Annotated in this window: 21 protein-coding genes and 2 tRNA genes; 17 read left to right on the top strand and 6 right to left on the bottom strand. The window is 64.0% G+C overall.

Annotated features, from left to right (window positions below):
- Nucleotides 1–92: 92 nt before the first annotated feature.
- The gene (locus I6F36_RS06420) at nt 93–368 is read right to left on the bottom strand and encodes a hypothetical protein (RefSeq protein ID WP_225171144.1); all 276 of its coding nucleotides are present in this window, start codon (nt 366–368) and stop codon (nt 93–95) included.
- A gap of 353 nt (nt 369–721) precedes the next feature.
- Between I6F36_RS06420 and I6F36_RS06415 the strand changes: the two genes are divergently transcribed.
- Both I6F36_RS06415 and I6F36_RS06410 read left to right on the top strand, forming a co-directional pair.
- A tRNA-Phe gene (locus tag I6F36_RS06415) sits at nt 722–786 on the top strand.
- 174 nt (nt 787–960) lie between these two features.
- On the top strand, nt 961–1,107 hold the full coding sequence (locus tag I6F36_RS06410) for a hypothetical protein (RefSeq protein WP_167361661.1): 147 nt from the start codon (nt 961–963) through the stop codon (nt 1,105–1,107).
- Nucleotides 1,108–1,186: 79 nt separating this feature from the next.
- On the opposite strand, the gene I6F36_RS06405 is transcribed toward I6F36_RS06410, so the two are convergent.
- Nucleotides 1,187–1,396, bottom strand: coding sequence for a hypothetical protein (locus I6F36_RS06405; protein ID WP_225171143.1), 210 nt, complete (start codon nt 1,394–1,396; stop codon nt 1,187–1,189).
- 264 nt (nt 1,397–1,660) lie between these two features.
- On the opposite strand from I6F36_RS06405, the gene I6F36_RS06400 reads away from it, so the two are divergent.
- From I6F36_RS06400 to I6F36_RS06340, 13 genes are all read left to right on the top strand, one after another.
- Nucleotides 1,661–1,921, top strand: coding sequence for a hypothetical protein (locus tag I6F36_RS06400; protein ID WP_025036239.1), 261 nt, complete (start codon nt 1,661–1,663; stop codon nt 1,919–1,921).
- A gap of 421 nt (nt 1,922–2,342) precedes the next feature.
- Nucleotides 2,343–3,263 carry an ABC transporter substrate-binding protein gene (locus I6F36_RS06395; protein ID WP_225141913.1) on the top strand — a complete coding sequence of 307 codons (921 nt, stop codon included), beginning with the start codon at nt 2,343–2,345 and terminating at the stop codon, nt 3,261–3,263.
- A gap of 186 nt (nt 3,264–3,449) precedes the next feature.
- Nucleotides 3,450–5,072 carry an amino acid ABC transporter permease/ATP-binding protein gene (locus I6F36_RS06390; RefSeq protein ID WP_225171142.1) on the top strand — a complete coding sequence of 541 codons (1,623 nt, stop codon included), beginning with the start codon at nt 3,450–3,452 and terminating at the stop codon, nt 5,070–5,072.
- 43 nt (nt 5,073–5,115) lie between these two features.
- Nucleotides 5,116–6,357: an acetamidase/formamidase family protein gene (locus tag I6F36_RS06385; protein WP_225125446.1), complete on the top strand. Its 1,242-nt coding sequence runs from the start codon at nt 5,116–5,118 to the stop codon at nt 6,355–6,357.
- Between the two features lie 134 nt (nt 6,358–6,491).
- Complete coding sequence (locus I6F36_RS06380; protein ID WP_225125999.1) at nt 6,492–8,822, top strand: acetamidase/formamidase family protein; 2,331 nt, start codon at nt 6,492–6,494, stop codon at nt 8,820–8,822.
- A gap of 13 nt (nt 8,823–8,835) precedes the next feature.
- On the top strand, nt 8,836–9,219 hold the full coding sequence (locus I6F36_RS06375; RefSeq protein ID WP_035999503.1) for a RidA family protein: 384 nt from the start codon (nt 8,836–8,838) through the stop codon (nt 9,217–9,219).
- A 395-nt stretch (nt 9,220–9,614) separates the two neighbouring features.
- On the top strand, nt 9,615–10,778 hold the full coding sequence (locus I6F36_RS06370; RefSeq protein WP_036039425.1) for a PspA/IM30 family protein: 1,164 nt from the start codon (nt 9,615–9,617) through the stop codon (nt 10,776–10,778).
- A gap of 10 nt (nt 10,779–10,788) precedes the next feature.
- Complete coding sequence (locus I6F36_RS06365; RefSeq protein ID WP_109143809.1) at nt 10,789–11,448, top strand: OB-fold-containig protein; 660 nt, start codon at nt 10,789–10,791, stop codon at nt 11,446–11,448.
- Nucleotides 11,449–11,471: 23 nt separating this feature from the next.
- Nucleotides 11,472–13,166, top strand: coding sequence for a flotillin family protein (locus I6F36_RS06360; RefSeq protein ID WP_225171141.1), 1,695 nt, complete (start codon nt 11,472–11,474; stop codon nt 13,164–13,166).
- A gap of 207 nt (nt 13,167–13,373) precedes the next feature.
- Complete coding sequence (locus I6F36_RS06355) at nt 13,374–13,742, top strand: hypothetical protein (RefSeq protein ID WP_036027987.1); 369 nt, start codon at nt 13,374–13,376, stop codon at nt 13,740–13,742.
- 137 nt (nt 13,743–13,879) lie between these two features.
- A tRNA-Asn gene (locus tag I6F36_RS06350) sits at nt 13,880–13,954 on the top strand.
- Nucleotides 13,955–14,623: 669 nt separating this feature from the next.
- Nucleotides 14,624–15,748 (top strand): AI-2E family transporter, encoded by a 1,125-nt coding sequence (locus I6F36_RS06345; RefSeq protein ID WP_225171140.1) that lies wholly within the window; start codon nt 14,624–14,626, stop codon nt 15,746–15,748.
- Between the two features lie 26 nt (nt 15,749–15,774).
- Complete coding sequence (locus I6F36_RS06340) at nt 15,775–16,230, top strand: potassium channel family protein (RefSeq protein ID WP_035999460.1); 456 nt, start codon at nt 15,775–15,777, stop codon at nt 16,228–16,230.
- A gap of 49 nt (nt 16,231–16,279) precedes the next feature.
- Here I6F36_RS06340 and I6F36_RS06335 read toward each other — a convergent pair whose 3' ends face one another.
- Nucleotides 16,280–16,963, bottom strand: coding sequence for a helix-turn-helix domain-containing protein (locus I6F36_RS06335; RefSeq protein WP_225141923.1), 684 nt, complete (start codon nt 16,961–16,963; stop codon nt 16,280–16,282).
- Between the two features lie 305 nt (nt 16,964–17,268).
- Between I6F36_RS06335 and I6F36_RS06330 the strand changes: the two genes are divergently transcribed.
- Entirely contained in the window at nt 17,269–17,892 is a 624-nt protein-coding gene (locus I6F36_RS06330; protein ID WP_225171139.1) for a response regulator transcription factor, read from the top strand.
- A gap of 169 nt (nt 17,893–18,061) precedes the next feature.
- Nucleotides 18,062–18,430 (top strand): response regulator transcription factor, encoded by a 369-nt coding sequence (locus I6F36_RS06325; protein ID WP_035999451.1) that lies wholly within the window; start codon nt 18,062–18,064, stop codon nt 18,428–18,430.
- Between the two features lie 14 nt (nt 18,431–18,444).
- Here the strand turns inward: I6F36_RS06325 and I6F36_RS06320 are convergent, their stop codons facing one another.
- From I6F36_RS06320 to I6F36_RS06310, 3 genes are read right to left on the bottom strand one after another with little or no spacing between them, the layout of a single operon-like run.
- The gene (locus I6F36_RS06320) at nt 18,445–19,029 is read right to left on the bottom strand and encodes an invasion associated locus B family protein (RefSeq protein ID WP_225171138.1); all 585 of its coding nucleotides are present in this window, start codon (nt 19,027–19,029) and stop codon (nt 18,445–18,447) included.
- A 23-nt stretch (nt 19,030–19,052) separates the two neighbouring features.
- Nucleotides 19,053–19,937 carry a S9 family peptidase gene (locus tag I6F36_RS06315; RefSeq protein WP_225171137.1) on the bottom strand — a complete coding sequence of 295 codons (885 nt, stop codon included), beginning with the start codon at nt 19,935–19,937 and terminating at the stop codon, nt 19,053–19,055.
- An 11-nt stretch (nt 19,938–19,948) separates the two neighbouring features.
- Nucleotides 19,949–21,637 carry an aspartate:alanine exchanger family transporter gene (locus I6F36_RS06310; protein ID WP_225171136.1) on the bottom strand — a complete coding sequence of 563 codons (1,689 nt, stop codon included), beginning with the start codon at nt 21,635–21,637 and terminating at the stop codon, nt 19,949–19,951.
- Between the last annotated feature and the right edge of the window lie 81 nt (nt 21,638–21,718).

The raw sequence follows: 21,718 nt of genomic DNA, 5'->3' as shown, positions 1-21,718 counted from the left end.
AATAACGAGAGCACCAAGGAACCTGAGCGAGCCCTGATGACCGAGTGAACCAAGATCCATGAGCGAGAGGCCGCCCAACCGAGGCGGCCTCTTCACTTTGAGGTCGCAAATTGGGCCGGCCTGCCGCTCTCGAAATCCGGCCTGACATCGGCGCCGCGGCTTCCGCAAGCGGCGCAGACGAAGCGCGGCTCGACATCGGACAAGCGAGCGTCGTCAGGCCAGGGATCGGCGCTCAGGGCCACGTGGTGGCCGCAATGGCAGTAGACTAGGACGCCGCGCAAGCCCATCTCGCGCATCTGGCTGAACGTGATCTTCACCGGCCGGCCGTCAGCGTGCGTAGGCGTGTGGCGTCGAACAGGGCGCGGCATGGCGCCATCGAAGCGCGGCGCAGGCGAGAGTCAAATTATCGATTCCTGGTGGCGCGGAACGCCCGCCAGCTACTGTGGCTCGTGGGTGTGGATATTAAAAGCCCCGCCAATGCTACCGGCCGCGTCGCCGACGCGCTCGATACCCCTGCACGCAGATCCCAATAGCAAACAGGCCGACGCCCAGCAGTGTGATCCAGTCCGCATCGTCGTGAGCTGTTGCCACGAGGCTCTGCACGTCTACCGCGCGTTCTACCGAACTAGATGATAGAGCGGCGGAATGGATGAAAATCGAAGAGAATAGGAGGGCGACTAAGCCCTTAGAAAACAACAACAAGAGAGAATGCAGACATCTAGGCGATACTGCAGCCGCAGAACTGCAAAACCGTGTACACCAGTTCAATTCTGGTCGTGGCCTCCATCACAAGTCTCTGATTTTCCGCAAAATTTGGACTTATAGGCGGTTCCGCCGAGCCGCAGCTCCAGTGAGCCACCGGGTTTGCCCGGGGCTTGGCGGAAAGGTGCGATTCAGGTCCTCTGGCATAGACTTCGCATCTGCGAAAAGACGCATCCAAACCCTGGAGCTGGAGAGCACGTGGGCGACGTCGTTCGATTTGTCCCGAAATCCGAGCTGGAGCGGGCCCGCCTCATTGCTGAGGCGCGCGCGATCTATGACAGCATCTTCCCGCCGGCTGCACCCGACCGGGCGCCGCAGCAGGGCGAGGAACGCGTCAAGACTTGATCGGGGCTGCGCCGGTCCCCGGCGCTCGGTCATGCCGAACCGCCCGAAAGGCGGACGCATCGGTTCACTTCAAGTGGCCTCAGCAGGCCGCGTACCAGTCGTCGGGGAAGGGCAGGAGGGGCCAGGCGCCCTCGTTGTCATTGGCAGCCTTGTTATTGGCAGCCTTGGGCGTCATGTCGAAGCTCCACGAGCGGGGCACGTATTGCTCCACCGGCACGGGCGCGAAATCCTCAAAGACCATGGCGTCCCGGACAGCATCCAGCAGCAGATTAAATTCGGCTTCGCTCATCACACCCTCGCAGAACGCGGACGGCGCAATGTCGCAAAGCCGGTTTGTTTCCGGATTGACCCGATCGTTCGCATTTTAACGATGCGGCGATCGGGACCCGAATGGTTAGCGATTCCTGAAAATCCCCGGGGCAACCCTATGTGCCCGCCGCCGCGCAGCGGGCGTGAAGGAGATCACATTCCCCGCGGTTTATTTCTCGTAACCCCTTTTGCACCGTACGGCCAATGCAGGCCGGAGCGGGCAGTGCAGAGCGGGAGACTGGTCATGAAGGCGAGGTTCTTGCGGTTTGCGGGCGTGAAGAGCCGGGCGCGGGGCGCCTCGACGGTCGGGCTGTTCCTGACGCTGTTTGCCTCTGCGGCCCATGCACAGGGAACGGCGGAGCAGCGGCGGGCCTGTACGCCCGACGTCTACCGGCTCTGCGCCGGCGAGATCCCCAACGTCCGCGCCATCACGGCCTGCCTGCGCCGCAACCGCGCGAGCCTCAGCGAGGCCTGCCGATCCGTGTTCGACCAGGCGGGCGGCTGAACGGCCCGGCTTGTGGGCTTGTGCGCAGCAAGTCCCTCGCAGGGGCTCGCGAATCCGTCACAGGCACCCTGTGGATATGCTGTGGATTTGCTGCGGATGCTGGACGTGGATGCTTCGTACCTTCATCGCATCTTGGTCGCCAATCGTCATATCTGCGTCAAATGAGCTCACCGAATGATTCAGCGGGCCGGCAGATCGCTGCTGCGGCCGAGAGCATTTCGTAATCCCCCGAATTCGGAATCCCTCACCTGCGTCGCGGTCCGCGGACAGTTTTTGGGCAACCGTTTGCCCAAATGTCGGGCGCGCTCCGTCCAAATTTTTGTACGCCCGCGGACAAGCTTTTCACCGCCCACTCCCGCACGCTTCCTCCCCGATCACTGGAGCATGGCAGACGCCATGACATTTCGGAGGAACTGGCGAGATGGAGAAGTCGATTTGGCCCCAGGCGCGGCGGGGAATGGCGCGCGCATCATTGCCGCGGTACAAGCTCATGCTCGGCGCCGCCATTGCTTTCGGTCTCGTCGTTGCCTCACCGCTGAGCGCGGAGGCCGCAGCGCCCGCTGCCTGCGCCGCGCTTCAGGAAAAGTATCCGGACTGGAAGGGCAAGACGCTCGTCAATGCCATCAACCCGCACACGCCGGGCTATGAGACGATCGATCCCAAGGATCCCAGCAAGTATATCGGCTTCGACATCGATCTCGGTGAAGCCATCGGCGAATGTCTCGGCTTCAAGCTGACCTACAAGGCGGTGACGTTCGCGGCGCTCCTGACCACGCTCGCCGCCGGTCAGGCCGACATCGTGATCTCCGACATCTACGCCACCAAGGAGCGCGCCAAGGCGGCCGACTTCATCACCTACTCGAAGGTGTTCGATGGCGTGCTGGTCGCCAAGGGCAACCCGAAGGGCATCAACGGCATCAACCTGTCGCTGTGCGGCGCCGCTGCTGCCGAAAATACCGGCTATGTCGAGGTGCCCCTGATCCAGGCGCTGATCCCGGAGTGCAAGAAGGCCGGCAAGCCGGAGCCGACCATCCAGCTCTACGACAACAACGCCAACTGCATTCAGGCGATTCTGGCCGGCCGCGCCGACACCTACATCAACGACGTCAACACCGTCGACAGCGCCGTAAAAGCCTATCCGGACAAGCTGGAGAAGGCGGTCGCTGTGACGATCCCATACTCGGTCGGCATCGCTGTTCCCAAGGGCAAGCCGAAATTTCGTGACGCCGTGCTCGCTGCCCTGATCGAGGTGCAGAAGGCGGGCACGCACATGGCGCTCCTGAAGAAGCATGGGCTCGATGTGAACAACTTCATCGAGCCGGAAATTCTCACGGCTGACTGACTGAGCGCGGTCGACTTCTCCCCGACGGGGAGAGGTCGGCGCGAAGCGCCGGGTGAGAGGGCGTAACCTCTCATCCGGATCGCATCGAACGATGCGACGTAGCCGAAGCTTCGCTTCGAGAGGTGGCCTGTCCTCGAGGCGCCCGTCTTCGACCAAACCCGATCCCGTTCTCATGACTGTCGACTGATGTCGCTGTTCCTTCATTACCTGAGCATGCCGTATCTGCTCGCGGGCATCGAGCTCACCCTCGAGGTGACCGCCCTCGGGCTCGGCGGCGGGTTGATCCTCGGATTGATCCTCGCCGGCATGCAGCTGTCGCGCTTCTGGCTGCTGGCGGCGATCGCCCGGGCCTATACCGTGATCTTCCGCGGCACGCCGCTGATCCTCCAGATGGTTTTCGCCTACGACGCGCTGCCGCATATGGGCATCAAGCTGCCGGCCGTGCTGGCGGCAGGCCTTGCGCTCGCCTGCAACGAGGCGCCGTTCATTGCGGAGATGCTGCGCGCCGGCGTGCTCGGCGTCGACCGCGGCCAGGTGACGGCGGGGCAGGCGCTCGGCATGACGCCGTCGGTGCTGATGCGCAGGGTCATCGCCCCACAGGCGATCCGCACGATGATTCCGGCCTTCGGCAATGAGGCGGTGAGCGCGTTGAAGAACTCCTCGCTCGCGTCTGTTATCGCGGTGCAGGAGCTGACCTTGCGCTCGACCCAGCTGGCATCTTCGACCTTCGACTTCTTTTCGATCTTCTTTGCCTCGGGGCTGCTCTATCTCGTTCTGACCACGGCCATCAGTGTCATCCAGCTCCTCGTCGAATGGTGGCTCGACCTCGACCGAACCACACGCCGCGAACGCAAGCTCGCCGATTATCTGCCGTGGCGCCGCGTCGACCTCGGCACCAAGTTCGAGCTTGCCGCCGTGACCGCCGCTGATCCGGAGCCTGCACAGCCAGCGCCCGGCGATACGCCGCCGCTGGCCTTGACCCGTGAGGAGCGCGCCCGTCGCGCGGCGACGATCGCGCGCAACAATATCGCGGTCGAGACCAAGGACCTCACCAAGAGCTACGGCGGGCAAAAGGTGCTCAACGGCCTCGACTTGACCGTGCGTGTGGGCGAGGTGGTGGCGTTGCTCGGTCCCAGCGGCTCCGGCAAGAGCACGCTGCTTCGCTGCATCAACCATCTGGAGAACTGGGACGCCGGCACAGTGCGCGTCGGCGGCCGGCGGCTCGGCTTCGGCGAGAATGGCAAGCCATTGTCGCCGCGCGCCATCGCCAACGAGCGGGCCAGTGTCGGCGTCGGCATGGTGTTCCAGCATTTCAACCTGTTTGCTCACCTCTCAGCGAAGGAGAACATCGCCGGGCCCTTGCGCTGGGTCCACGGCATGACCCGGATCGACGCCGACCGCCGCGCCGCCGAGCTGCTTGACCGCGTTGGTCTCTCACACCGTGCCGATGCGCTGCCGCGACATCTCTCCGGCGGCCAGCAGCAGCGCGTTGCCATCGCCCGCGCGCTGGCGCCCAATCCGAGCGTGCTGCTGCTGGACGAGCCGACCTCGGCGCTGGATCCGGAGCTCGTCAATGAAGTGCTGGAGGTGATCCGCCGCCTCGCGATTGACGACGGCCTCACCATGATCATCTCGACGCACCAGATCCGCTTTGCCGATGAGGTCGCGGACCGTGTCGCTTTCCTGAGCGGTGGCACCATCGTCGAGGAGGGGCCGGCGCACGAGGTGCTCTCCAATCCACGCAATCCGCTGACGGCGCGTTTCCTCAGCGTGATGGAGGCCGACAAGGCTCCGGAGACGGTGCGATGAGCCCTCTCTCCACCCTGTGCAAGATCCCCGAAGAGGTCACGCCATGAAGCATGTCACGCTGCCGGTTTCGCCGAAGACCGTCCATTGGGGCTATTTCTCCAAAACGGTCACGCCGGCCCTGACGCTGCGCTCGGGAGACCGGGCCACGATCGAGACGCTGACCCATCACGCCAACGACGATTACGAGCGCATGATTCAGGGCGACCCCGGTGCCGAAAGCGTGTTCCAGTGGACGCGCGAGCACAAGGCGGTGGCGCGCCGCGGCTCGGGCCCGACGAAAGGCCCGTTCATCCGCGGCGCGGGCGAGGGGATCGGCGTGCACTTGCTCACCGGCCCCGTCGCGATCGAAGGCGCCGAGCCCGGCGACATTCTGGAGGTGCGCATCCTCGATATTAGGCCGCGGCCGAGCTGCAGTGCCTGTCATGCCGGCCGCTGCTTCGGCTCCAATGTCGCGGCGAACTGGGGCTTCCACTATCACGACCTGATCGAGGAGCCGAAGCCGCGCGAGGTCGTCACCATCTTCGAGCTCGACACCTCCGGCGAGCCCTATGCGAAGGCCGTCTACAATTACGTCTGGACGCCGCAAACCGACCCCGACGGCATCGTGCACCCGACCATCGACTATCCGGGCGTGCGCGTGGACCATGCCACCATCAGGAAGCGCGAGAACATCCTTCCCAGTGTGAAGGTGCCGGCGCGGCTGCATTTCGGCACCATGGGCCTTGCGCCATCGGAAGCCGATTTCGTCAGCTCGATCCCGCCGAGCTATACCGGCGGCAATATCGACGACTGGCGCATCGGCAAGGGCGCGCGGATGTTCTATCCGGTCGCGGTCCCCGGCGCCTATTTCTCGGTCGGCGATCCCCATGCCGCGCAAGGCGATAGCGAGCTCGGCGGCACCGCAATCGAGACCTCGCTGACCGGCGATTTCGAATTCATCCTGCACAAGAAGGCCGACCTCGGCGGCACCAGCCTCGAAGGCCTCGACCATCCCATGCTCGAGACCGACCTTGCCTGGTCGTTCTACGGCTTCACCTATCCGAATTATCTGGCCGCGCTCGGCGCTGATGCGCAAACCGAGATTGCCAATCACTCCAGTCTCGACCGTGCGATGCGCGATGCGTTCAGAAAACTCCGCCGGTTTCTGATGACGGTGCATGGCCTCAGCGAGGACGAGGCGATCTCGCTGATGTCGGTCGGCGCCGATTTCGGCGTCACCCAGGTGGTCGATGCCAATTGGGGCGTCCACGGCACGATCAGAAAGAACATGTTTCGGTGCGACTAATGCATTGAGACGCAGCCGGTTTTCAGGATGAGCAGGTGACAAGCGGAGACCATTTGCGGGCCGTCGCGGCGACGGATGACCGCGTGCGTCTGGCACAGAGGTTGCTTCGATCGACTGCAATCTGGGTCGATCCGATGAGCTTTCGCCCGTTCACGAGCGAGTCCTACGCGCAAGACGACCGGCCCGAAGCCTGGCGGGACGTGCTTGCGGCGGTCGGCCTGCAGCCGGCAGGCGGCCATTCCTTCTTTGACGGGCATGCTACCGCCTCCCATCGCCAGACCGCCGGCGTTGCGCTGACGCGCATGGCCGCGGGCGCGCAGAGCGTCGGTCCGCTGGCACGAGCGAACGAAGACCTGCCGATCGCGCTGATGCCGGTCGAGGATGGCATGGTGTTGAAAACCGTCGGCGGACACCGCATCGTTCCCGTCGGTCATCTCGTGATGCTGCCGCGCGGCGGCGACTGGAGCATCGTGTTCCAGCGGGACATGCGCGCCATCGTGCTGTCAGTCACCTCCGAGGCGCTGCACGGACGCCTTTCGGGTAAGCCGCGGCTCGGCGAGCCGCGCGTCGTTCCGCCCAGCGGCTTTGCCGAGGTGTTTTCGCGCCTGCTGGACGCGACCGCGCGCACGCTCGACACTTTGAGCGATTCCGAATGGAATCTGCTTGCGCAGTCGCTCGTCGATCTTCTCCTGACGCTCGCGCATCAACTGGCGGCATCGACGTCCGACGCCGGGGCGAGCGCGACGCAGGCCGCGCTGCTGCACCGGATCTGCCAGACCATCGAGCGTCGCCTCGACGATCCCGATCTGGTGCCCGCGCGTGTCGCGCAAGCCGAGGGCATTTCCGAACGTTATTTGCAAAAGCTGTTCGAGACGGTTGGCGACAATTTCACCCACTATGTTCGCGAGCGTCGTCTCCAGCGCGCCTGGGCGGATCTGTCCAGTCCGTCAGAGGCGCATCGCTCGATCTCGGAGATCGCCTACGCCTATGGCTTTGGCGACTCCGCGCATTTCAGCCGCGCCTTCCGCCATCGCTTCGGCCTGCCGCCGCGCGAGTTCCGACAGCAGGAGGCCGAGCGGGCGACCGTGCAACATGGCGTCGCCGGCCAACGCGGCTGGCCGCAGGAGGCGCTGGCGCAATTGCGCGCGCATCAGAGTGTGGAGGCCCGCAGCAGCGTCGCCTGTGCCGGCGCCGGGGAGCCGACCACCACCGAACGCCGTCATCACCATCTCCCGGTCGAGGCCAGCCGCGTTCATTGGGGCTATTTCAGCCGCTCGCTGCCGCCGCAGATCGAGATCGCGTCGGGCGATACCATCACCATCGAGACGCTGACGCAGCACGCCTCCGACGATCCCGAGTTGATGATATCAGGCGATGGCGCCGCAGAAAGCGTATTCGGCTGGACACGGAGCAAGAAGAACGTCGACCGCCGCGGCGCCGGCCCGATGGATGCCAGCGTGTTCGGCCGCGGTGCCGGCGAGGGGTTTGGCGTGCACATCTGCACCGGGCCTGTCGCGGTGAAGGACGCCCAGCCCGGCGATGTACTGGAGGTGCGCATCCTCGACATCGTGCCGCGGGCGAGCCGCAATCCGAGCCATGCGGGCCGTGTGTTCGGCTCCTCTGTCGCAGCGTGGTGGGGCTATCACTACAACGAGTTTCTCGGCGGTCCCAAGCCGCGCGAAGCCGTCACCATCTATGAGATCTTCGAAGAGGCCGAGATGCCGCACGCCCGCGCGCTCTATTCCTATCGCTGGGAGCCGCAGACCGATCCCTTCGGCGTGGTGCACGCCACTTACGACTATCCCGGCGTTCCCGTCGCACCTGGTACGATCAAGCGCCGGCACGCCGTGCTCGACTGCATCAAGATTCCTCTGCGGCCGCATTTCGGCGTCATCGCGCTGGCGCCGCGCGAGCTCGATTTCGTCGATTCCGTGCCGCCGTCCTACTTCGGCGGCAATCTCGACAATTGGCGGCTGGGGAAGGGGGCAACCGTCTATCTCCCCGTCTCGGTCCCCGGCGCGCTGCTGTCGGTCGGCGATCCCCATGCAGCGCAGGGCGACGGCGAGCTCAGCGGCACCGCGATCGAATGCTCGATGACCGGCACCTTCGAGGTGATCCTGCACAAGAAAGCCGAACTTGCCGGCCGTCCCTTCGCCGATCTCTCCTATCCCCTGATCGAAACCGAGAGCGACTGGGTGCTGACCGGCTTCAGCCACCCCAACTATCTCGCGGAATTCGGCGCGCAGGGGCAGAGCGAGGTCTACGCAAAATCCTCGCTCGATCTCGCCATGAAAGACGCTTTCCGCAAGATGCGGCGCTTTCTGATGAACGTCAAAGGCCTCAGCGAGGACGAGGCGATCGCGCTGATGTCGGCGGCGGTCGATTTCGGTGTAACACAGGTCGTCGACGGCAATTGGGGCGTGCACGCCATTCTCAGCAAGCGCCTCTTTCAGGACGCATCTTAACCAGGACATCCAAGTGAAATTCCACATGATCAGCGGCGGACCGAAGCCGGTCGCGCCCTTCAGCCACGCGGTGGAGACCGACGGCTTCGTCTTCGTGACCGGCCAGATGCCCGATACGCCGCAGACGCCGGGCGTGCTGCCCGAGGGCATCGTCGCGCAGACGAAGGCCGTGATGGAGAATTTGAAGGTGGTCCTTGCGGGCCTCGACCTCGGCCTCGAGCACGTCGTGATGACGCGGATCTATCTCACGCGCTTTAGGGAAGACTATGCGGCGATGAACGAGACCTATCGGACGTACTTTCCGCCGGATCGCCTGCCGGCCCGCACCTGCGTCGGCGTCACCGGCCTGGCCTATGATGCGCTGATCGAGATCGATCTGGTGTGCCGGCGGCCGTGACGGTCTAGGCGCGTGGCCTAGATTGAGCGAAGCGATATCCGTAACCGCCGCCGCGTTCTGAAATGAGAGTCGATGAACAGAGGTGTCGCGTCAGACTCCGTCACTGCGAGCGCAGCGAAGCAACCCAGACGGCCTCCTCGGAAGCAGTCTGGATTGCTTCGTCGCAAGAGCTCCTCGCAACGACGTGCCGAGAGAGTGACGGCCTACCGAACGCTCCCCGCATTTCATCTCAAATTGCAACCTTTGCGAGCAGGAAGTCTTGATCTGCCGTGAGCTAGGGATGATCGGCCGCCTTGAACGCAGGCCCTCGTCGTCGCGACTAACCGACAGAGTGCATAGGGATCAGCAGAACGTGATCGAGCTTCCTCTTCCTAAAGCACCAAAATGGTGCTTTAGTGCTTTCCATGAGCCAATCGCCCCGATACGCGCCGTCCGCACTGCGTTACCGGCTTGCCCCTGACCCGGCCGCCAAGGCCGCCATCGAGGCGACATTCCAGGCCTATGACCGCATGATGGAAATCCTCGACGAGGTGGCGCGGATCCACAATGTGGGTTCCAATGTGGTCCTGCTCCATGCCCATGCCTATGAGCCGATCCGCAAACAGACGGCGCTGCCTTCGCGGCTGGTGACGTTGGGGCTGCGCGACCGCGCGGAGTATCGCGCCGCGCAAGGGCGCCGCCTGCCGCTCGACGACAAGCTCGCGAAGATCAAGGGGCCCGCCACCATTTCGATTGCGACCGTGCAAGGGCGCTTCAGCGTGCCCTTCGACTACGCCGGCTATGCCGAGGGCTGGGGACAGAGCGTGCCGGCGCGCCTCATCCGCACCGACGACGGTTTCGAAGTTCACTACGGCGTCACGCCGAACAGCCTGCCAGAGGAGGAGAACGCCATGGATACCATCGCTGCCGCTCCCGACAATTTCCTGTCCCGAGTCGGGCGCCTGATTGCCGGGATCGCGTACGATGCGATCGAGCAGGCGGAGGGCAAGAACAAGCTGAAGGTGGTCGGACAGGCCATCCGCGAGATCGAGCGCGCCGAGACCGAAGCGCGCGATGCGCTCGCCGCTGCCCGGGCCGAGGAATATCGCCTCAACGCGCGCCGCAGCGAGATCGAGCGGGCGATGACCGATCTGACCGCCAAGATCGAGGCCGCGATCGCAGACGGGCGCGATGATCTCGCCCGCGCCGGCATCGCGCGGCAAATGGACCTGGAGGCGCAGTTCGAGGTGCTCTCTCGCGCCATCGACGAGAACAACGAGAAGATCGAGCAATGCGTCACATCGCTCCGCGCGGTGCTGTCGGCGCTCCAGGATGCCGAGCAGCGCCGCGCCGATCTCGAAAAGAGCGAGGCACAGGCCAGCCCACAGACATCGACGTCGTCGCGGAAATCCGGCGGCACCTCCGCTGCCGCGAAGGCGCTGCGGGCGGGCAGGGCAGTGGCACGGGCCACCGGCGTGCCGCCGGGAATTCCTTATTCGAGCGACATCGACGAGCTGAGCACGCTCCATCGCGACAAGGAAATTGCAGCGAGGCTGGCCCGGTTGAAGTCGGGCGGCTGAGTGCGGTGTCATGAGCGCTCTGCTCGAACACGTCATGGCGCCTGAGGTCAGGCCGTTCGCGATTGCGGCGGCCATGATCGTCATCGTCGGCTCGGTCGAGGTGATCTCGATGCTGATCGGGGCCTCCTTGAGCGAGATGCTGGGCACCAACATCGATTTTGCTCACCCCAGCGACAACGGCGTGCTCAACGCCATCTCCTGGATCAATGTCGGCGGCGTGCCGCTCTTGATCTTCCTGCTGCTGCTGCTCGGCGCCTTCTCCATCACCGGATTCCTGATCCAGGACCTCGCGCGAATGGTTGCGGGTCCCTTACCGGCGACGGTCGCCTCGGTCGGGGCCGTCGTGGTGTCGGTTCCGCTTGTGCGCGCCGCCAGCAGGACCATCGCGCGGGTCATTCCCAAGGACGAAAGCTACGTCGTCGGCCTCGGCGATCTGGTCGGCCGCATCGGGGAGGTCGTCGTTGGCCCGCTCGACCAGGGGCCGCCCGGCCGCGTCAGCGTCGCCGACATCCACGGCAACCGCCATTTCGTCTCGGCGGTCGCGGCGCCGTCATCGGGACCTTTGCCGCAGGGAACCATGGTCCTCCTGGTCGACCGCGACGGCACGCGCTTCGTCGCGGTGAAGGCCGACGATGAACTCAAGCCGTCCAACCCCACTCTAAGCAATTAGCAAGTCCCACAGCGGAGAAAGCCATGTTCGACATCGCAGTCCCGGCCGTGATCGGCGTCGCGCTGATCGTCGTCCTGGGGATCGTCTTCACCATCCTCTACAAACGCGCCACCCGCGACGAGGCCTTCGTGCGCACCGGGCTCGGCGGCAAGAAGGTCGTGCTCGACGGCGGCGCCATGATCCTGCCGATCTTCCACTCCTATGCCAGCGTCAATCTGAAGACGTTGCGCCTCACCGTCGAGCGCAAGGAGCGGGAATCCCTCATCACCAAGGACCGCCTGCGCGTCGACATCGTTGCCGAGTTCTACGTCCGCGTCCGTCCCGACGAGGAGAGCATCGCGCTTGCGAGCCAGACGCTCGGCGCATTGACCAATGACGCCGAGGCGCTGCGCAACCAGGTCGAGGCGAAATTCGTCGACGGCCTGCGCTCGGTCGCCGCGACCATGAGTATCCTGGAGCTCCAGGAGAAGCGCTCGGACTTCGTCAAGCACGTGCAGTCCACGGTCGAGTCTGACGTGAAGTCGAACGGGCTCGAGCTGGAATCGGTGTCGCTGACCAAGCTCGACCAGACCGACGTCAAATTCTTCAACCCGGAGAACTTCTTCGACGCCGAGGGTCTGACCCAGCTCAAGACGGTCACCGAAACCCGCCGCCGCGATCGAAACGCGATCGTGCGCGATAACGAGGTGGCGATCGCGCAAAAGGACCTCGAGGCGCGCCAGCAGACCCTCGGGATCGAGCGGACCAAGAAGGAAGCCGAGCTGTCGCAGGAGCGCGACATCGCCAACAAGACGGCGAGCACCCGCGCGGAGGTCGCGACCGCGACGCAGACGGCGCGTCTGACCGAGGAGAACGCTCGCATCGACACCGATCGTGCGGTTGCCGAGAAGGAGGCGGGTGCCAAGCAGGTCAAGGAAACCGCGGTGATCGAGTCGGAGCTGGCGATCAACAAGCGCAAGACCGACGCCCAGCGCGAGATCCAGATCGCGACGCAGGAGAACGAGATCCAGATCGCGGCGAAGAGCAAGGAGACGTCGGAAGCCGTCGCCGAAGCCAAGACCGCCGAGGCGCTGGCCGTCTCCGCGGAGGAAAAGGTCGTCACCGCGCGCGCCATCGAGGTCGCCGATCGTGCCCGCCTGACCCAGGTGCTGGCCGCACGCACCGAGGCCGAACGCAAATCGACCGAGCTGATCGTCGCGGCCGAGGCCGAGAAGAAGGCCTCGCTCGATCGCGCCGAAGCCGTCAAGACGCTGGCCACCGCCGAAGCCGAATCCAACAAGATCAAGGCGGTCGGCGTCCGCAACATCGGCGAGGCGGAAGCCGCCGTCATCACCATGAAGAACGAGGCGCAGAACAAGCTCGGCAACAACGTCATCGATTTCGAGATCGCCAAGAAGCGGATCGAGACCATGCCGTCCGCGCTGGCGGAGATGGTGAAGCCGATCGCGAATCTCAAGGATGTCCGCATCCTGCACACCGGCGGCGCGTTCGGCGGCAACGGTGCGAGCGGAGGTAATGTCGGCTTCGGCGAAGGTCTGGCCGGCGAGCTGCTCAAGGTCCATGCGCTGCGTCCGATGATCGACGAAATCCTGCGCCAGAGCGGCTTTGCGCCGGACGAGGATCCGGTGAAGGCGCTGGTCGGCGCCGTGACCGGAAAGAGCAACGGCGCGGTCGTGCCGGCGCCGCTGCCGGAGAAAACAAACGCCGCCGAACTATGAATGCCGGTTCATTGCTGCGGAGAATTCGAAGCGATAAACAGGCGGGGCGCGTCTCGCGTCGCGCGAACGTTCCGGAGCGCGGATCGATCGTGTCTTGAATCGGTCGATCTCGCTCCGGACGAGTCTTGAGGCAACGTTTTGTTTGCCACGGCGCCTGCGTCGATCGACATCGGGCGCCGAGACCTGTTTCGATCGGAGAATTTCACAATGAAGCATTTTCTGTCCGGATTGATCGCGATCGCCCTTTCGATCGCCGCCGCGCCGTCGCTTGCGGCCGATGCCCGCAACGTCACCGTGGTCAACGAGACCGGCTATGCCATCAAGTTCCTAGGCTTCAACGCGCCGGATGACGGGCTGGACGAGTGGGAGAACGAGCTCGACAAGGTGTTGCAGAACCAGGCCAGCACTTATGTCGAGTTCGACGACGACGATGAAGGCTGCGTCTGGAACATCCGGGTCGACTGGAAGAACTATGACGAGTCGGTGCTGTGGAAGAACGTCAATCTCTGCAAGCTCACCGCGCTCCGCTTGCGCTACGACCCCGGCACCAAGACCACCTCGTTCCTGGCGGAATAATCCTCGCCCGGTCCCGGCCGGAGGAGCGGCCATTCCAGGTCCCTCCGAGCGCGTTGCGGATGATGACGAATTCGTCCTTTGCAAGCGCAAGCGGCTTTGTTATACGCAGCCGCGCGCGAACGAACGGTTCGCCCTTTTCCTCGGTAGCTCAGCGGTAGAGCATCCGACTGTTAATCGGATGGTCGCTGGTTCGAATCCAGCCCGGGGAGCCATCAGGCTTTTTCCAAGCCTTTCAAAACACTCCAGAACTAAGCAAGCCCTAGGGGTAAGCCACTGAAAAATCAGGGGTTTCAACGTCTCGTTCTGTTCTGCCACTTCCGCCGTGGTCCGGAGCGGCTGGGGATATGGAGGGGGGTAGGGGCCATGTACCCCGAAATTGCCCCTCGGGATCCCCCCAAATTCCGGCGACGGCGTTGGAATAAAGTTCCAAAAGGCACTCTCTAATCGGGTCGTCCTGAGCGCCAAGTCCGAATCGAAGGAATGAAAGCCGGCCGATACCTCCAGAGCCCCTGGCCCTCTTGGTCGTGACCAGAAAGAACAGGCCGCCGGGCGGAGCGGCCGATATAGCTCGGCCGTACCCGCCATTAGCCTTCAGACGGGCACAGCAATCGAGATCATGGGCTTTGCCGTCGGTCGGAGCTATGTCGAGATCAATCCGTTCGTCGGCGTCAACTTCACGACTGCTGGCTCAGGTCCAGCACCGGGGCATTCTCACTCGCGGGCGGTGGACCGCGCAATCTGCGCCGAGACGCAACTGGCTGCGCGCCTGTTGCCGATCTCGCTAGGTGACCGATCGCCTGGCTTGATCTGGATCAAGCCTCCTCGGCGGGCCGCCCCGCTAGCTTTTCAGCAGCGGTCCGTCGGCTTGGAGGCAACGACCCTTGAAAACGCTTCGCCAGCTTCTGTCCGCGGAGGACATTGTCCAACTCGTGATCCGGCTAGGCTTGCTCGGGCTGCTGATCTTCTGGACATTTCTCGTCCTCCGGCCGTTCGTGCCGATCCTGAGCTGGAGCGCCGTGTTGGCGGTGGCATTTCATCCCGTCTTCGCCGGGCTCGCCCAACGCCTCGGTGGCCGTCCCCGGACAGCCTCAGCCGTTCTCACCCTGATCACGCTGGGCATAGTCATCGGTCCCGCCGCGTGGCTCGGCCTCAGTGCAGTCGAAGGGATCCGGGACCTTGCGGCCCAGATCGGCAGTGGCGATCTCGCGCTCCAGGCCGCACCGGAGCAGATCAGGAGCTGGCCGTTGATCGGTCCTCAGCTCTACGCGATCTGGAACGAGGCCTACACGAACATCCGTGCGGCGCTGCGCGAGGTGGCGCCGTACTTGAAACCGCTCGCCGGAGTGATGCTGTCGTTTGCCGGTGACACCGGAATTGGCATGCTCCAATTCCTGCTGTCGGTGATCGTCGCGGGCTTTCTGCTCCCGCACGGCGCGCAGCTCGTCGCCGCGCTGCGCGGCTTCCTGTTGCGCGTCGTGCCCGGCCGGAGCGAGCACTTTCTCGAGCTCGCCGGCGCAACCATACGCGCCGTCGCGCAGGGCATTATCGGCGTCGCTATCCTTCAAGCCTTGCTGGCGGGCATCGGCTTCAAGCTCGCAGAGATCCCAAGCGCGGGACTGCTCGCGGTCGTCGTGCTCTTGCTGTCGATTGTCCAAATCGGCGCCGGCCCCGTTCTTTTCCCCGTGCTGGTCTGGATATGGGTGGACAAGGACGTGACCGTCGCCCTGCTCTTGACTGTCTATCTGGTCGTCGTCGGTCTGCTCGACAACGTGCTGAAGCCGCTCCTCATGGGGCGGGGCCTGACGACGCCGACGCTGGTCATCCTGATCGGGGTCATTGGTGGTACGCTCGCGCATGGAATCATCGGACTGTTCATTGGGCCGATCATCCTGTCGGTGGCCTGGGAGCTCGCGACCGCATGGACAGGAATCGACCGCGCTGCGTCAGCGCGGGTCGATCAGGAAACCGTTGTCGCAAAAGAAACCATCGAGGCACGCTTGGCCTAGGCTAAAATGAGGTGTGTTTCACCCCGATGATGCTCCAATTCCTTGTCGGCACGCTCGTCAGCGTGATCAATATCGGAATCCACGCGCTCGTGACGGTGGTGGCCGTCACGGTGGCCCGCAGTGCCGTCCCGCGCCATACCAAGCGGCCGCGATTGCACCTCATGAGCGTCATGATCACGATCGCCGTCGTGTTGAAGATCGCCCACATGATCGAAATTCTGATGTGGGCGGCGACCTATCATATCGTGCACGCGGCGACCGCCGACGCGGACATGCTCTACTTCGCGTTCGTCAACTACACCACGCTCGGCTACGGCGACATCACGCCGGTGCCCGAATGGCGGCTGATTGGCCCGCTGACCGCCATGAACGGCGTTCTTCTGTTCGGCTGGTCCGCCGCCATCCTGTTCGAGGTTTTGCTCAGGACGCTCGACCATCTCGGGCTCACGGAAAAACCCGGCGCGGACCTGCCGGGCACCTGAGCCGCGGCGATCGCGACCATCGCGGATCGCGAACCGGCATTTCGCCGGTTCACGGCTGCAGATCGAGGCCTGCGAGCTGGTGCCGGTCGAGGAGCACGATCTGGCGCTGGGTGTTGCCGATGAAGCCGAGCACGCCGAGTTCATGCAGCCGCGACAAAGCCCGCGAGACGGTCTCCAGCGTCAGGCCGAGATAGTCGGCGATATCGCGTCGCGACATCGGAAGCGCCATAACGTCTGCAGCCGTCAGGCGCTTGTCCATTTCGAGCAGGAACGCGGCGACACGCTCCAGGGAGGTCTTGCGACCGAGCAGCAGCATGTGGTCTTCCGCATGCTGGAGGTTATTCGTGGTCATGCTGAGCAGGTTTCTGGCTACCATGGCATCGCTCTCTGCCACGATTTCCAGGCTTTGGCGTTTGATCAGCCGCACCGTGGTGTCGACGATGGCTTCCGTCGTGAAGCGGTGCTCGCTGCCGTTCTCGAGCCCGAAGATGTCGCCGACGAGGTGAAATGCGCCGATCTGCCTGCGCCCGTCCGACAGCAGCTTGTAGCTACGCACCGCGCCGGATTTGACCTGGTAGACATACTCGGCCGGCTCCTTCTCGCCGTAGATCTCGGAGCCTTTTCGGTAGGAAAATTCGCTTAAATTGACCAGGGCATTTGAATGAGATGCCATGCCGAGGTCGCGGAGGGTATTGGGACGCAGCTTGGAATCCGTCGTGATGCGAACGAACATAGGCCAACTCCTCAGCTTTTCCGCCGAATTGGTCTGTCAGACGAAATACTTTGCCGGAAATGCGCCGCGCTATCCCACTCCCGCCGAAGTTGATTTTCGGCCAGCGAAGTATTGTTATCCATTGTCCCAAGGTTCATTGTACCAAAGGACAGCAGTGGTGATTGCTGCGCTGGATGAGAATCCCTCGCCGCAGGGAAGATGCGACATATTGCGAAACAGATCTTCCGACGTTCAAACGAGAAAATCGCTTTGAAGAACGACAAGGACGTCGAGCGTCCTGATCAAGTTGGGCGAGAGGTAGGAAGTTGCCAGGCCTTGTTCACGTTGTTGACGACGACGAGTCGTTTCGGACCGCGATCGAGCGCCGGCTAAAGCTCGCGGGATACGAGGTCGCGACCTACGCCTCGGCGCTGGAGCTCCTGGACTCGGCGCCGGATGACGGGCAGGCGGGATGTATCCTGCTCGACGTGCGGATTCCGGGCCTGAGCGGTCCCGACCTGCAGGCGCGGTTGGCTGCGGCGGGGTCGATGCTGCCCATCGTCTTCCTGACCGGTCATGCCGACACGCAGACGACCGTGCGCGCGATCAAGGCAGGTGCGGAAGACTTCCTGACCAAACCGATATCCTCCGAGCAGTTGCTCGATGCGATCGAGCGTGCGCTGGCCAGTCAGCGGACCGCGCGGGCTCAGGCCAGCAGGCTGGATGCGTTTCGTGGCCATTTCGCCACGCTGACGCAGCGCGAGCGACAGGTGTTCGATCTGATCGTGCGCGGCCGGATCAACAAGCAGATCGCGCATGAGCTGGGCACCACCGAGCGCACCGTGAAGGCGCACCGCCATCAAGTGATGGAGAAGATGCAGGTTCGCTCGCTGGCGGAACTCGTTTCGATCGCAGAGCGTCTCGGAATGCTCGATCCGGACGAACGCTGACGGGTCCGGAAAGAGCGAGGTTCCCTCGACGTGCCTGTCCCAAAGGACAATGCCAAGGCGTGTTGACAGTGCGCGACGCGCTATGTGCAATAATGCACATACGCACACGCGAGAGCGCGGAGCTGTCGTATCCGATATCCCACTGTCGTGTTCCGGAAAGGCAATCGCTTTGCTCCTGCGCGAGTCCGTCTTCGTTGTCGATGACGATCCGTCCATGCGTACCAGCATGGACAGGCTGCTGCGAGGATACGGCTTCGCCACAACCCTGTTCGACACGGGAGGGGCCTTGCTCGATCATGACAGGTTCCACACCGCGATCTGCATCATCCTCGACATCAATCTGGGTGCAAGGTCCGGCATCGAGGTGCGGAGAAGCCTGGCCGAGAAGGGCATTGCGGCACCGGTGATCTATGTCACCGGCAATGACAGCCCGGCAAACCGCTCGGCCGCGATTGCCTCGGGCTGCATCGCCTATCTCATCAAGCCGTTTGCGGCGCAGTCTTTGATCGAATCCGTCCAGCGCGCCCGCGTCTTGTAGCTCCACGACGGCCGTCATTCTTCGACATATTGCTCGAGTATCCTGGTCGGCGCCCCCTTATGGGCGGAACCGAATTGCGCGAGCGGAATCGAAGTCGTCACGGCAAGAAGATTGGAGTCGACGAGTTCGAGCAGAAGCGTTTGACCGTTTTCCATCTCCGAGATGATTTTTGGCGTCACGACGTCCGCCGCGACGCATAAATTGGTGAGACACCAGGTATAAGGAATGCGGAACGCGGCGCCATGGTCGACGGCCAGTTTCGGTGCTTGCTGCAGGTACATTCCGACCGGCACGAAAAGTTGCAGGCGGGCGGTGGGCGCGTCCTCCCGCTCGATCAGATCAATGCGCACGGCTGTTTGCCCGGTCGCGAACCGGCCAGTGATCGAGGTTCGGCAGAGGGTGGGCGCGCCGCCGGCCTTGAAGCACAATTTTTGCCAGCTGCCATAGCTGATGTCGCTGGCGTCGCGCTGGCCGCGTGTTGCGACCTCGGAGGACTTTTCCGCTTGCGCCGCCTTGAGCGAAGCGACAGCCAAGACCGTCGCGACTCCGGCGGCTGCAACCATCAGGAGACCAGAGAGACAATCAAAAGCACGGGCCATCGCTGCAACTCCGAGATCCGGACTCAGTTCTGCGCGTCGAGAAACTTCGCCACCAACGGCGACCAGAGCGGAACCGCGTCCGGCGAACCGAGGAGGAAATGTCCCTCGTTGCCGAACGGGGGCATCAGGTGATATTCGGCCCGGCCGCCGGTGCCGATGAAGGCAGCGTGCATGCGCTTCGATAGGTCGGGGCCGAAATACGTGTCATTCCCGGTGTAGATCCACAGCATCGGCACGCGCGATGTGCGGCCGAAATCGGCGGTGGCCTCGACCAGTCGGTCGGGCGCGCAATTGTTGTTCGGCTTGCCGTCGACGCGTCCGCCGCGGCCTCCGGCAAAGACGATGATGGCCTTCACCTGTGGCGGGTTCACGCTCGACAAGGCGATCGAGGCCCAGCCGCCGGCGGACTGGCCGACCACGATCACGTCCTTCGGGATGATCCGCTTCTCGGCGGCCAGATAGTCAATGATCCAGAGATCGACCTGGGCGACCGCGAGGCCGGCATCACGGAAATTGGGATTGGCGCACTTCCCGATTTTCGAGAAGAACGGGCCGAACATTCCGCGTTCGGGGATGTCGATTGCCTGCGCGCCATAACCGCTGCCCACCGGGGCCACCACGAGATAGCCGCGCCTCGCAAACCATTTGGCGGCGTCGCGAAATTCGACCAGAGGGAAAAGGCTGCGCTGGGTCGCGTCGAGCGAGACACCGTGATTCATGATGACGAGCGGGAACGGACCGTCGCCGACCGGGCGCACCAGATAGGCGAACATCGGCAGCGGCAGGGGCAGCGCCCAGATTTCCTCCTGGATGCGGACCTCGTCCGCGGCGTGCGTGGGCGATGCGGCCACGAAAAGGCTGAGCAAGGTGATCGCGAAAAAATGGAGCAATGCAGGTCCGCGTCGCATCCGGGCCTCCCTCAACCTGAATAGGTTGCGGCCACGACGATCGGGCCGAGCACCGTGAGGACGACATTGCCGACCGCGTAGGGGACGGCGACGCCGAGCACCGGCGTCTGGCTCTCGGCAACGTCGCAGGCGCCGGTGACGGCGGCATCGACCGTCATGGCGCCGGCGAGCGCACCGCAGGTCACGACCGGATTCATGCGCAGCAGATAATAGGCAACCAGCGTTCCCACCGTCATCGGGACCAGCGTGACGACGATGCCCATGCCGACCAGCAACAGACCGTGCGCCTGGATCGCCGACCAGGCGGCAAGGCCGTTGCCGAGTCCGATCGCCGCGATGAAGCCGCCGAGGCCGATGTCGCTCAGGGTCTGCTGCGCCGCCGGCGGCATCGTGCCGATGCCGGGCCTGCGCGTCCGCAACCAGCCGCAGACGAGCCCGGCGATCAGCGCGCCGCCGCCGCCACCGAGTGTCAATGCGACAGTGCCGATTTTGAAGCTGGCAAGGCCGGCCAGAAGACCCACTGCGATGCCCGCAGCGAGAAAGGCGATGTCCGTGCGGTCGCTCGTATTCAGAGCGTGTCCCACTGGCGCCGTTGCCCGCGCGATATTGCCGGTGCTGCCGACCAGCGTCATGACGTCGCCGAGATAGACGCGCGTATCGGGACCGAGCGGCACTTCCCGCCCCATGCGCGTCAGCGCACGCAGGAATACACCGCGTGCATTGTCGCCGAGCCGGTCAACGATTTCGCGCAGTGAGCGGCCGTGCAGCTGGCGGTTTTCAACGAGCACTTCGATCACATTGCCGGGCAGGTTGCGCAGCAGTTCCCCCGCGTCGATCTCGGCCCCGAGGATCGGCTTGGCCGCGACGATCGCGGCGGTCGGACCGGCGATGACGATGTCGTCGCCGGCCTCGAGCACGGTATCCTGCTGCGGCTTGATGTCGGCCCCGCTGCGCACGATCCGCTCTACGACCGTGCGGCCGCCGATCTCCGCCTCGATGGCACCGATGGTACGACCTGCGCCGGCCGAGACGCGATAGGCGCGGGCCTGGAATTTGCGATAGGACAGGTTTTCCGTCTTTGGCGGCGTACCGCCGGCGAGCTCCGCCTCGAGCTTCTTCGCCTCCGCCTTCAGATCGATCCGCATCAGCCGCGGCGCGACGAATGGCACGAACAGGAGCGTCAGGATGTAGCCGAGCACGTAGGTCACCGCATAGCCCGCCGCGATGTTGGCTTCCTGCTGCTTCAGCACGTCGCTCGGCAGGCCGAGCTGCGCCAGCGCGCCGGATGCGGTGCCGATCACCGAGGATTGCGTCAGCGCCCCTGCCGTCAGTCCTGCCGCTGTCCCCGTATCCAACGTGAAGACACGCGCGAAGATGAGCACCAGCGCGAGCCCCGTGGCGCCGATCACCAACGCCAGCACGACCTGTGCCAAGGTCCGCACGCTCAGCGAGGCGAAGAATTCCGGTCCAGAACGGTAACCGATCGTAAAGACGAACAGGCTGAACAGGATCGCCCGGAGGATCGGCGGGAACGTGAAGCTCCCGAGTTGTCCGATCAGCACGGCGACGATCAGGATACAGGCGGTGGTTCCGATCGAGAAGCCGCGGATCCTGATGCGGCCGAGGATGGTACCGATCGCGATCGCGAGCAGCAGGAATATTTCCGGTGCGGTGGCGATGATCCACCTGACGGTTTCCATGGCATTCCCCCGGCGCTTTGGCGCGATTTGATTGGCGGCGGCGAGATGTTGCTTGATCCAGATCAAGCCTTCGCGGCGACG

Origin of the sequence: Bradyrhizobium sp. BRP19 (assembly GCF_020194195.1) — a bacterium.
Lineage (GTDB): Bacteria > Pseudomonadota > Alphaproteobacteria > Rhizobiales > Xanthobacteraceae > Bradyrhizobium > Bradyrhizobium yuanmingense.
Note: the sequence above shows the minus strand (reverse complement) of the source record. Positions and strands in the feature narration are given on the sequence as shown.